Origin of the sequence: Andreprevotia chitinilytica DSM 18519, assembly GCF_000711875.1 — a bacterium.
GTDB lineage: Bacteria > Pseudomonadota > Gammaproteobacteria > Burkholderiales > Chitinibacteraceae > Andreprevotia > Andreprevotia chitinilytica.
The window spans coordinates 1-11,407 of the sequence record NZ_JONM01000046.1; the positions used below are offsets into that span (position 1 = coordinate 1).

An 11,407-nucleotide genomic window follows, 5' to 3' on the forward strand; every position below is an offset into this window, starting at 1 on the left:
ATCGCCGCCGGATGCGGCGGCACCAGCCCATGCACCACTGATAAACCCGCCACCATCGGCAAGCCCACCATCAACATCGACGTGCCAGTGCGACGCGCCACGTTGAAGGCAATCGGAATCAGCAGCACGAAACCGACCTCGAAGAAGATCGGCAAGCCAACTAGAAAGGCGATACAGACCATCGCCCAATGCACATTCTTCTCGCCGAACTTGCCGATCAGCGTGGCGGCAATGCGCTCCGCCCCACCCGATTCGGCCATCATCTTGCCGAGCATGGTGCCCAGCGCCACGATCAGCGCAATGTGGCCGAGCGTCTTGCCGACCCCCGCTTCATAGGAAGAGACGATGTCCTTGGCCGGCATGCCGGCCACCAGCGCCAGACCGAAGGAGACGATGGTGAGGGTAATGAAGGGGTTGAGTTTGTAGCGGGCGATCAGCAACACCAGCGCGATGATCGCGACGACGGCGTAGCTGAGTAGCAGGGCTCCGGGAGTCATGGGTTAGTCCTCAAGGCAAGTCGTTATCAACTGGGGGCAGCCAACTTGGGCGGCTGCGTGTGGCCGGTGGGCCGGCTCGGGTTATGTGGTGCTCCCTCTCATATCCCGTGCAAGGCCTTTAGCCTTGTTCAGGGAAAGTGGGAGAGGGTTAGGGAGAGGGTGCTAACAAAGAACGCTGCATGTTGCACGACCCTCTCCCCCAGCCCCTCTCCCACAAGTGGGCGAGGGGAGTGTTGCATCAATGTTGTCCGCAAAAATCGACTACATTTGCTGCAATGTTAACGTTAACAGTGGAGGGGGCAACAATAATGGAATACCCTGATCTGCCCGCGATTTCCCCTTGTTTCCCGGCAAATCCTCGTGCCCCGCGTGATATAACGCATGCCACGCAATTGTCATGGTGCCGTCGGGCACCGGTTACCGAATCCTTGAAATCTGAAATGCACAATGCCGCGTAAAGCCAAGCAGGGCATGCCCCGCGCCGCGACCTTGCACGATGTCGCCGCCAAGGTCGGCGTCAGTGCGATCACCGTATCGCGCGCGCTCAATTCGCCGGATCTGGTCTCGAAAAACCTGCGCGAGCAAATTCTCGCCATCGTGGATGAGCTGGGCTACGTGCCGAATCGATCGGCCCGCACGCTGGTTTCGTCTCGCTCCTATACCGTGGCGGTGCTGATTCCGTCGCTCTCCAACACCGTGTTCATCGATACGCTGGCCGGGATCAGCGAGGTGCTCGATCCGCGCGGCTACCAAATCCTGATCGGCAACACCGCTTATGACGACGAGAAAGAAGAGCGCCTGCTGCGCACGCATCTTTCGCACAAGCCGGATGGCGTACTGCTGACCGGTATCCGCCAGCGCCCGCAAACGCTCGCCCACCTGGCGAAGCTGGGCATTCCGGCGGTGCACATGATGGAGCTGGACCCGACCGATGCGTGCTTGTGCGTCGGCTTCTCGCAAGAAGCAGCAGGGCGACAGATCACCGAGCATCTGCTGGCGCGGGGGTATCGGCGCATCGCTTTTTTCGGTGCCCGCTTAGACCCGCGGGTGATGCAGCGGCTGGATGGCTATCGCAAGGCGCTGCAAGCGGCGGGCTGCCATGCGGCCGAGCTGGAATACCTGAATCCGCGCCCGTCAAAAATCGGCCTCGGGGTAGAGATGTTGGACACCCTGCGGCGCGAGCATCCGGACTGTGACGCGGTTTTTTGCTGCAATGACGACTTGGCGCTGGGCGTGCTCACGGGCTGCCAGCGCACCGGCATTGCCGTGCCAGCGCAACTGGCGGTGGCCGGCTTCAATGATCTGGAAGGCGCCGCCTGGGCGACGCCAGCCCTGACCAGCGTACGCACGCCACGCTATCGGGTGGGGTTTGAGGCCGCCACCTTGCTGCTGCAATTGATGGAGGGCGAAGCCACCCCGGCGCTGCGCCAGCTGGATCTGGGTTTTGAATTACAGCTGCGCGGCAGCAGTTGAGCGGGCACAACATGGCTTATTTGAACAACATTCCCGTCAACACCGACATTCCCGAATATGGCGCGGATGACCTGACCCAGCAGCATTGGAGTGGCCTGCAGGCCGTGGGCCAACTGGTCGCCGCTGAACTGGCGCAGATGCCGCGCGGCACGCTGGCCTTGGTCGAAGATGCCGATTGCGTCTATTGGGTGGTGGCGTTGGAAGACCAGCTTTATCTGGCCACCGCCCCGATTCATGAAGGCGAGATCATGCTGCAGCAAGGCGCGCTGCTGCGTGCCTTGGTCGGGGTGAGCGTGGAGGAGTTGGTTTACTGGCGCAGTGGCCTGGAACACTGGCTGCTGACGCAACCGACGCTACGCATCGCCGAGCCGCGCAAGCTGCAGTTGTGGACGAGCTTGCCGGGGCGGTATTCGTGCGATGAGGATTAGGAGCCTGCTCGCGAACTTTTGAGAGAACACAGTTTAGGGTGCAGATGTGGCGCAATGCCCTGCAGGGTTTGCGCCCTACGAATAGCAGGCATTTGCACACAGCGGCCGTAGTTTTTCTCGCGATGGTTGAGCTGCGCGCTTTTTCTCCCCTTTCGCTAAGCGCCGAGGGAGTGTCGCGAGACCTTAGGCTCGCGACCGACCGAGGGTAGCCTGGAAGGCCGCCAAGCGGGGGTCGCCTTTGGGGTGGAGGGGGCTTTGGCGAAACAAAGTCCCTTCCCCGTCCGCGCGGCGGAATGCGCTGTAACGCTTTTTGATTGCGCCGTAGGCGCATAACTAAAAGATCTTGAACAGACTCCCAGAAACAACAAAGGGACAGGCAATCACCTGTCCCTTTGCATTGTTACGACTGAATCAACTTAGCAAGTCAGCCTGCTGCCGGTCGGTACGCCGAGCGTGCCCGTGAACGTGGTGTAGTAGTTCGCACGGTTCATCATTTCCTGATAACCCAGCGAGCCCGAGGCCTGGTTGCACTCGATACCGCCGTTGATGGCGCGGGTGGTTTCGCCAAAGCCGAGCGAGTTCACCATCACGTCATGCGGGGTATGCGCGGTCTGGCCCTTTTGGGTCATCCAGTACCAGAGCGCGGTCTTCCAGGCGATGGCGGCGTCGGTGGCGACCAGATCCGGGTTGTTCAGCAGATCGATCCCGAGTGCAGCGCCGGCTGCCGAGTAGTTGAAGTCCCAGCTCAGCTGAATCGGGCCGCGACCGTAGTATTGCTTGCCGCCGCAATTGCCGGACGAGCAGTACAGCGGCCAGTTGGCCTGATTGATTTCGCGGATGTACACCAGCAAGCCGGTTTCCTGCGCCACATTGGCGAGGAAGGCTGCTGCCTCTTGCCGCTGCATGGTCCCGTCGCCCGTCGTGGCGAAGGCCGGATAAGCGGACATGGCGGTGACCAGCCCAGAGTAGGTGTAGAAGCTGTTGCGGTTCGGGAACATCTGGTTGAACTGTGATTCCGAAACGACGAAGCTGCCGCCGCCGGTGCCACCTGTGCCGCCCGTACCACCGCTGCAAGTCGTCGGCTGCCAGTACCAGGTGCTGATGGTCGGATCGGTGCCGTCGCTGCCGTTGGTGCCGGCATTCACTTCCTTGTAGTAGTTGCCGTTCGGCGCATATTTCACCACCGTGCCCACGCCGTAGTTGACGCCGGCAGACCAGGTGGTCGCCGAGCAGGAAGACGGGCTCGGTGCAGGTGCAGGCGTGGGGGCTGGCGTCGGTGCCGGGGTCGGCACAGGTGTGGACGAGCCGCTGCAGCTCGTCGGTTGCCAGTACCAAGTGCTGATGGTCGGATCGGTGCCATCGCTGCCATTGGTGCCGGCATTCACTTCCTTGTAGTAGTTGCCGTTCGGCGCGTATTTCACCACTGTGCCCACGCCATAGTTGACGCCGGCAGACCAGGTGGTCGCCGAGCAGGAAGACGGGCTCGGTGCCGGGGCCGGGGCGGGAGCAGGCGTCGGCGCTGGAGCGGGGGCCGGTGCCGGGGCTGGGGAGCCGCCGCTGGCTGCACCCAGATCAGTCCACAGGCTGGCTACGGTCGGGTTCCAGCCAGTGCCGGCGTAGTCGGTCTGGGTGACGACCGCCTTATAGTTGTGGCCGTTGTAATAGACGATGGTGCCGGCGGTGTAGGTGCCACCTTCCTGCCACGTGGGGGCGGCAAGGACACTGGCTGCCAGCAGGGCTGCGGGCAGGGCGCGCAGTAGATACTTGAATTGCGACATGTTTGACGTCTCCATCCTGGTTTTTGGATTTGAATGTGCGTCACTTCCGCGTTGTATGGCATTTCAATGAAAGCGCTTGCACTGAGTGCCAAAATTTTTTGGTTATGGGAAGTGGCCGCTCAAGATGCGAAACCTGAAGATGTTTGTCAATAGTGCGATGTGCTCGATGTACTTCCTTGTAATTGCAAACAAAATTGCACTACGTGTTTGTCGGTTTCTGCTTGTGCTGCATTGCAATATTCCAATGGCGTAATGCGAGCGCTTTCATTGTTGCGGTGCAATATAAACGCCGTCTGATGTAAGTAAGGGCGGGGCATTGGATGTAGTCCGCAGAGAAAATGTTTTCAGCTGCAGCGCAGTTTTTGCACGGCGAATGGCGCGCGTGGCGGATAAGACAGTTCTGTGAGGCGGGGGAGGGAAGTGCAAGCATTGGCGCCGTTAGTCGTGTGAATTGTGCACGGCCAGTCCTTGATCTAGACCAAGTTCTTGCAGCGCCCATCTCCGTATCCTGTTTGCATATTCATCACGTTTATTGGAGACAGACATGAACGCACCGGCCCAACTGCAACAAGAAGCGTGGCTTGGCTTCATCGCGGGTGAATGGCAGCACAAGGTTGCCGTCCGCGATTTCATCCAGCTCAACTATTCCCCCTATAGCGGCGACGCGGCTTTCCTAGCCGGGCCGACCCAACGTACCGAGGCCCTGTGGGCCAAGCTCTCTGAGCTTCTCAAGCAAGAACGCGCCGCGCCGGGTGGCGTGCTGGATGTCGCCGCCGACCGTGGCACCCGCATCAACGCCTTTGGCCCCGGTTATATCGACCGCAATCTGGAAAAGATCGTCGGCGTGCAGACCGATGCGCCACTCAAGCGCGCCATCTTCCCCAATACCGGTCTGCGCATGGTCGAGGTCTCACTGCATGAACTGGGCCGCAAGCTCGATCCGCAAGTCGAGAACACCTATAAGTACTACCGCAAGGATCACAACAGCGCGGTGTTCGATGTCTATAACCCGCTGATTCGCGCTTGCCGCTCCTCCGGCATCATCACCGGCCTGCCCGATGCTTATGGCCGTGGCCGCATCATTGGCGACTATCGCCGCGTGGCGCTGTATGGCATCGATGCGCTGATCGCTTTCAAGCAGGCTGAGAAAGCTGGCACCGACGATCTGGATTTCACCGAAGACGTACTGCGGCTGCGTGAGGAGCTCTCCGAGCAAATCCGCGCCTTGGGCGAGCTGAAGGAAATGGCCGCCAGCTACGGTTTCGATATCAGCCGCCCAGCCATTACCGCGCAAGAAGCCACCCAATGGACTTACTTCGGCTATCTGGCCGCCGTGAAAGAACAAAACGGCGCGGCGATGTCGCTAGGCCGGATCTCCACGTTCCTCGACATCTATATAGAGCGCGATCTGCGCCTGGGCCGGTTGACCGAAGCCGAAGCGCAAGAGTTGATCGATGACCTGGTCATCAAACTGCGCATCGTGCGTTTCCTGCGTACCGAGGAATACAACGGCCTGTATTCGGGCGACCCGACCTGGGTGACGGAAGTGATCGGCGGCATGGGTAAGGATGGTCGCACGCTGGTCAGCAAGAACAGCTTCCGTTTCCTCAACACCTTATTTAATCTTGGCCCCGCGCCGGAACCGAACCTGACCGTGCTGTGGTCGGTGGACCTGCCGCGCGGCTTCAAGGATTTCTGCGCCAAGGTGTCGATCGAGACCAGTTCGATCCAGTATGAATCGGACGATCTGATGCGGCCGAAGTGGGGCGACGATTACGGCATCGCCTGCTGTGTGTCGGCGATGGAAATCGGCAAGCAGATGCAGTTCTTCGGCGCACGCTGCAACCTCGCCAAGGCGATGCTGTATGCAATTAACGGCGGCGTGGATGAAAAGAGCGGCAAGCTGGTCGTGCCGGGCTTTGCACCGATCACATCCGAATACCTCGACTATGACGAAGTGCTAGAACGCTTCGATGCCATGATGAGCTGGCTCGCCAAGACCTACGTCAAGGCGCTCAACGCCATCCATTACATGCACGACAAGTACGCGTATGAGCGGGTCGAGATGGCGCTGCATGATCGCGATATCCTGCGCACCATGGCCTGCGGCATCGCCGGTTTGTCGGTGGCGGCGGATTCGCTGTCGGCGATCAAGTTCGCCAAGGTGAAGACCATCCGCAACGAGGCGGGCGTGGCGGTTGATTTCGAGATCGAGGGTGACTACCCGGCGTTCGGCAACAACGATGATCGCGTGGATTCGATTGCGGTCTGGCTCACCGAAACCTTCATGAACAAGATCAAGCAGCACCAGACCTACCGCAATGCCATGCCGACTCAATCCGTGCTGACCATCACTTCGAACGTGGTCTACGGCAAGAAGACCGGCAACACGCCAGACGGCCGCCGCGCGGGTGCGCCATTCGCGCCGGGCGCAAACCCGATGAATGGCCGTGATACTTCCGGCTTCGTTGCGGCTGGGGCATCGGTCGCCAAGCTGCCGTATGAAGCGGCGCTGGATGGCATCAGCTGGACGGCCTCGGCCACGCCGGATGCGCTGGGCCACACGCCAGCAGATCGGATCAATAATCTGGCCAATTGCCTCGATGGCTTCTGTAACGCAACGGGCTTCCACATCAATGTAAATGTGCTCAACCGCGAAACGCTGCTGGATGCGATGGATCATCCGGAAAAATATCCGCAGCTCACGATCCGGGTGTCCGGCTATGCGGTCAACTTCATCAAGCTGACCCGCGAGCAGCAACTGGATGTGATTAACCGGACGTTTCATGTGCATGCTTGAGGTGGCTTGCCGCCGATAGTTTGTTCCCCCCTTTTTGGAAGGGGGGCTAGGGGGGATTTCTGCGGCACGTCAAAATTAGCCGGCGTCGAAATCCCCCTCGATCCCCCTTCAAAAAGGGGGAAGCTGAAAACAAGCGGCAACGTAGACCGGTTATTGCAACGGGAGTTTGAATCCAAAATCTAAATCGTCTTGAAGGGACTCCAGCGTCATGTTGGGGACAACTGCACAGCCAGACCGTTAAAGGAATCAACTCCATGCCAACCACAGCCCCCCTCGGAGAAATCTCCCCTGCCGTCGTCGACGAACATGGCCGGCTCAGCGGCTTCGTCCATTCAGTCGAAACCGGCGCAGCGGTGGACGGGCCGGGTGTGCGCTTCGTGCTGTTCCTTTCTGGCTGCCAGTTCCGCTGTCTGTACTGCCACAACCCGGATACCTGGAAATTGCACAACGGCTTGCCGCGCACGGTGGAAGAGGTCGTGGACGAGATCGGCAAGTACGCCGGGTTTCTCAAGCTGGCCGGCGGCGTCACCATCTCCGGCGGCGAGCCACTGATGCAGGCGCATTTCGTGCGCGAAGTGTTCTCCCGCCTCAAGCAACAATACGGGCTGCATACGGCGCTCGATACCCAGGGTTTCCTGGCGGCCCACCTGCCGGATGACTGGTTCGATCCGGTCGATCTGGTGCTGCTCGATATCAAGCACAGCGACCCGATCAAATACGAGGCGCTCACTAGCAAGCCACTGCAACCGACGCTCGATTTCGCCAAGCGCTTGGCCCGTATGGGCAAGCCGATGTGGATTCGTTATGTGCTGGTGCCCGGGTTGACTGACGATCCGGTAGACATCACCCGACTGGCGACCTATCTGCAAGGATTGGCCGAGCTGGCGCCATCCTGTATCCAGCGCGTGGAAGTACTGCCGTTTCATAAGATGGGCGAATCCAAGTGGCAGGCGCTCGGGCTGGATTACCAACTTGCCGATACGCCGACGCCTTCATCCGCCGCCGCCGAGGCAGCGCGGCAGATTTTTCGCGATCACGGTTTGTTCTGCTGCTGATCAACGATCCGGCGTGAAAAATAAGATGCGTCTGATTGCTTGGTGCCAGCTTGTACGATAAGTCGTTGGCATAAATGCCAGCCCACCGCTTGATCTGCATCAACTCCAGCCACTGCATACCCCCTTAATCTGATCGTGAACCCCGGATTAATTGGAGATTGCAAATGGCTACCAGCACAACACAAGAACTCGATGCCCTCGTCGCTCGCGTCAAGCAGGCTCAGCAGGTCTTCGCTAGCTTCTCCCAACAACAGGTCGATGAAATCTTTCGTTGCGCAGCATTTGCTGCCGCCGATGCCCGCATCCCGCTCGCCCGCATGGCGGTGGAAGAAACCGGCATGGGAATCATCGAAGACAAGGTGGTGAAAAACCACTTCGCCTCCGAGTACATCTACAACAAGTACAAAGACGACAAGACCTGTGGCGTACTGAGTGAGGACGATGCCTTCGGCACCATCACCATCGCCGAGCCTGTGGGCTTGATCTGCGGCATCATCCCGACCACCAACCCGACCTCAACCGCCATTTTCAAGGCGCTGATCGCGCTCAAGACCCGCAACGGCATCATCTTCAGCCCGCACCCGCGCGCGAGACGCTCTACGTGTTATGCCGCCAAGCTGATTCTGGATGCAGCCGTCAAAGCTGGTGCCCCGGCCGACATCATCGGCTGGATCGACGAACCGTCGGTCGCGCTGTCCGAGCACCTGATGCAACACCCGGATATCAACCTGATCCTCGCCACCGGCGGCCCGGGTATGGTTCATGCGGCCTATTCCAGCGGCAAGCCGGCCATTGGCGTCGGTGCGGGGAACACCCCGGCTGTGATCGACGAGACGGCCGACATCAAGCGCGCCGTTGCCTCCATCCTGATGTCGAAGACCTTCGATAACGGTGTGGTCTGTGCATCCGAGCAAGCGGTAATCGTGGTCGACGAGATTTACGATGCCGTGCGCGAACGCTTCATGAGTGCTGCTGGCTATGTCTTGAACACTGCCGAGTGCAAGGCGGTCAGCGAAGTCATTCTGGTCAATGGCGGGCTGAACAGCGCCATCGTCGGCCAGAGTGCCGTGCGTATCGCCGAGATGGCCGGCATCTCCGTGCCGCCGTATACCAAGATATTGATTGGCGAAGTCAGTGCAATCGATCAGGACGAAGCCTTCGCCCACGAAAAACTCAGCCCGACACTGGGTATGTATCGCGCCACCGATTTCCATGATGCCGTCGCCAAAGCTGAGGCACTGGTTACGCTGGGTGGCATCGGTCACACCGCATCCCTCTATACCGACCAGGATTTGCAGTCCGAACGCGTGCGCTATTTCGGCGACCGTATGAAGACCGCCCGCATCCTGATCAACACGCCATCCAGCCAGGGCGGTATTGGTGATCTATATAACTTCGCACTCGCGCCATCGCTGACACTGGGCTGCGGCTCGTGGGGCGGCAATTCGATTTCGGAAAACGTCGGCCCGCAGCATCTGATCAACAAGAAGACCGTCGCCAAACGTGCCGAGAACATGCTGTGGCACAAGATTCCGAAGAACATCTACTTCCGCCGCGGTTGCCTGCCGTTTGCTTTGGAAGAACTCAAGGACAAACGCCGCGCGGTGATCGTCACCGGCCGCTACCTGTTTGATAACGGCTACTGCGACGAAACCATTCACGTGCTCAAGAAGCAGGGGCTGCAGGTGGAAGTGTTCTACGGCGTCGAGGCCGACCCGACGCTGGAAGTCGTCCGCGAAGGTGTGCGCGTGCTGGAAGCCTTCAAGCCCGACGTCATCATCGCGCTCGGCGGGGGTAGCCCGATGGATGCCGCCAAGATCATGTGGGTGATGTACGAGCACCCGGATGTCCACTTTCAGGAACTGGCGCTGCGCTTCATGGATATCCGCAAACGGATCTACAAATTTCCGAAGATGGGGCAGAAGGCCAGCCTGGTTGCGATCCCGACCACCTCCGGCACGGGTTCGGAAGTCACCCCGTTCGCGGTGGTTACCGATGAAGTTACCGGCATGAAATACCCGATTGCCGATTATGAACTCACGCCGGATATCGCCATTGTCGATCCTGACCTAGTGATGAATATGCCGAAGGATCTGACAGCGTTTGGCGGTATCGACGCCGTAACGCATGCGCTGGAAGCTTATGTATCAGTCATGGCGAGCGAGTATTCCGACCCGCAAGCGCTGCAAGCGCTGACCTTGCTGAAGGCCAACCTGCCGTCGGCCTACGCCAACGGCAAGCGCGACCCGAAAGCACGGGAGCAAGTACATAATGCAGCGACCATCGCCGGTATCGCCTTCGCCAATGCTTTCCTCGGCGTATGCCACAGCATGGCTCACAAGATCGGTGCGGAATTCCATCTGGCGCACGGCTTGGCCAACGCGTTGCTGATTAGCAATGTGATCCGCTACAACGCGGCAGACATCCCGACCAAGCAAACCTCGTTCAGCCAGTACGACCGGCCGCAAGCCAAATGTCGTTATGCCGAGATCGCTCGCCACCTTGGCCTGCCAGCCAAGAACAACGATCAGGGCGTGGAAAGCTTGATCCGCTGGATAGAAGAGCTGAAGGCCGCTTTGGGTATTCCGGCATCGATCAAGGAAGCGGGTGTATCTGAGCAGGACTTCCTTGATGCGCTCGATCAGCTGGCAGTAGAAGCCTTCGATGATCAATGCACCGGCGCCAATCCGCGCTTCCCATTGATCGTCGAGCTGAAGCAACTGCTGCTGGATAGCTACTATGGCCGGCCCTACAAGGAAGCTTATGAGCGGGATGAAGCCATCAAGCCGCTCAAGATCGTGGCTTGATACACGGGGCAAAATGATCGCGGCGCAGAAAGCAGTCGAACCCCGTTTTTTGGTGTTTAACTTTTTTCTTATGATTCATATGGTTGTGTGTTTTCTGAAAAATTTATGCCACAGATTGTTGACGGACTTAAGGCCGATCCGTATATTTCGGCCTCCCAGCTGCTGACACAGCGGGAAACGAAGAAAGCGAAGCGCTGGATTCGATTCCCCGGAGTCGCAGCAAGCGATCTTTAACAAATTACAGCCGATGAGTGTGGGTGCTTGATGAAGACATCAAGTGCTCGCACTAATAGATGGAAAGAAACGAAGTACATACTTTGTTGATTTCTTGAGTTTTGTGAGCGCGAACAAAAGTAACAGAGATTGAACTAAAGAGTTTGATCCTGGCTCAGATTGAACGCTGGCGGAATGCTTTACACATGCAAGTCGAACGGACTTGCGGGGCTTGCTCCGCAGGTTAGTGGCGAACGGGTGAGTAATACATCGGAACGTACCCAGTAATGGGGGATAACTATCCGAAAGGATGGCTAATACCGCATACGCCCTGAGGGGGAAAGTGGGGGATCGCA

At 58.9% G+C, this 11,407-nt stretch carries 7 protein-coding genes and 1 rRNA gene; 6 read left to right on the forward strand and 2 right to left on the reverse strand.

Going from position 1 to position 11,407, the window contains the following annotated elements; all coding sequences use genetic code 11:
• The coding region (locus BR41_RS21260) for a GntT/GntP/DsdX family permease (RefSeq protein WP_035061344.1) at window positions 1–497 on the reverse strand (497 nt) is incomplete at its 3' end.
• Between the two features lie 447 nt (window positions 498–944).
• On the opposite strand from BR41_RS21260, the gene gntR reads away from it, so the two are divergent.
• Together gntR and BR41_RS21270 are read left to right on the forward strand one after the other, a co-directional pair.
• Entirely contained in the window at window positions 945–1,970 is a 1,026-nt protein-coding gene (gene gntR / locus BR41_RS21265) for an HTH-type transcriptional regulator GntR (protein WP_051711559.1), read from the forward strand.
• Between the two features lie 11 nt (window positions 1,971–1,981).
• Window positions 1,982–2,398 carry a hypothetical protein gene (locus BR41_RS21270; RefSeq protein ID WP_156970855.1) on the forward strand — a complete coding sequence of 139 codons (417 nt, stop codon included), beginning with the start codon at window positions 1,982–1,984 and terminating at the stop codon, window positions 2,396–2,398.
• 416 nt (window positions 2,399–2,814) lie between these two features.
• Here BR41_RS21270 and BR41_RS23325 read toward each other — a convergent pair whose 3' ends face one another.
• Complete coding sequence (locus tag BR41_RS23325; protein ID WP_084187507.1) at window positions 2,815–4,176, reverse strand: glycoside hydrolase family 19 protein; 1,362 nt, start codon at window positions 4,174–4,176, stop codon at window positions 2,815–2,817.
• Between the two features lie 544 nt (window positions 4,177–4,720).
• On the opposite strand from BR41_RS23325, the gene pflB reads away from it, so the two are divergent.
• The 4 genes from pflB to BR41_RS21295 all read left to right on the forward strand — a co-directional run.
• Entirely contained in the window at window positions 4,721–6,976 is a 2,256-nt protein-coding gene (gene pflB / locus BR41_RS21280) for a formate C-acetyltransferase (protein WP_035061350.1), read from the forward strand.
• A 254-nt stretch (window positions 6,977–7,230) separates the two neighbouring features.
• A complete protein-coding gene (gene pflA, locus BR41_RS21285) occupies window positions 7,231–8,031 on the forward strand; it encodes a pyruvate formate-lyase-activating protein (RefSeq protein ID WP_035061353.1) in 801 nt (266 codons plus the stop codon).
• A 164-nt stretch (window positions 8,032–8,195) separates the two neighbouring features.
• The gene (adhE, locus tag BR41_RS21290; protein ID WP_035061355.1) at window positions 8,196–10,838 is read left to right on the forward strand and encodes a bifunctional acetaldehyde-CoA/alcohol dehydrogenase; all 2,643 of its coding nucleotides are present in this window, start codon (window positions 8,196–8,198) and stop codon (window positions 10,836–10,838) included.
• Between the two features lie 365 nt (window positions 10,839–11,203).
• Window positions 11,204–11,407: ribosomal RNA gene (locus BR41_RS21295) — 16S ribosomal RNA — on the forward strand; the annotation flags it as partial.

Excerpts from the sequence above, each read along its gene's own strand:
- gntR (WP_051711559.1), top strand. The coding sequence starts at position 945 with ATGCCGCGTAAAGCCAAGCAGGGCATGCCCCGCGCCGCGACCTTGCAC.
- BR41_RS21270 (WP_156970855.1), top strand. The coding sequence starts at position 1,982 with ATGGCTTATTTGAACAACATTCCCGTCAACACCGACATTCCCGAATAT.
- BR41_RS23325 (WP_084187507.1), bottom strand. The coding sequence starts at position 4,176 with ATGTCGCAATTCAAGTATCTACTGCGCGCCCTGCCCGCAGCCCTGCTG.
- pflB (WP_035061350.1), top strand. The coding sequence starts at position 4,721 with ATGAACGCACCGGCCCAACTGCAACAAGAAGCGTGGCTTGGCTTCATC.
- pflA (WP_035061353.1), top strand. The coding sequence starts at position 7,231 with ATGCCAACCACAGCCCCCCTCGGAGAAATCTCCCCTGCCGTCGTCGAC.
- adhE (WP_035061355.1), top strand. The coding sequence starts at position 8,196 with ATGGCTACCAGCACAACACAAGAACTCGATGCCCTCGTCGCTCGCGTC.